This is a genomic window from Pseudomonas sp. AC463 (genome assembly GCF_979253585.1).
In genome coordinates this window covers 1-400 of the sequence record NZ_CEEDDZ010000164.1, presented here as the reverse complement: position 1 = coordinate 400, position 400 = coordinate 1, and the positions used below count along the sequence as shown (strand labels likewise).

General features: G+C 64.2%; 1 protein-coding gene. It reads left to right on the top strand.

The window, feature by feature from the left end; all coding sequences use genetic code 11:
- The coding region (locus AC0IYH_RS29610) for a helix-turn-helix domain-containing protein (RefSeq protein ID WP_471837631.1) at nucleotides 1–253 on the top strand (253 nt) is incomplete at its 5' end.
- Between the last annotated feature and the right edge of the window lie 147 nt (nucleotides 254–400).

Sequence of the window (400 nt, the reverse complement as noted above, 5' to 3'; positions counted from 1 at the left end):
CCTTCTGGCCTATGATCGGATGCGCCGCCTGCGTGCCGCCCACCGCGCCATGAGCAATCCGCTGAATACGAGCACGCTGGTCGAGCTGGCCGCGCGCTATGGCTTCCGCGATCAGGCCGCGCTGCTGCGCAGTTTTCGCAAGGCTTTCGGATCCTCACCAAGCGAACTGCGGCAACGTCACGCTAGCGCGGCCTTACCGACGGACAGGACGCCGACCGACGAAATCCGTATGGCGATCGAAGGCATCGACTGAAGAAGTCGACGGCTCCTGCAGACAGCGAAGCCGCCAGCCTTCCGGCCAGCGGCTCCTCATCCCCTCTTCGGGAAACTGATCAGGCGAAGCTTACCTTGGTGCTGACCGAGCGACGACGGCGCATCGCGCCACCAACTACGCCCATAC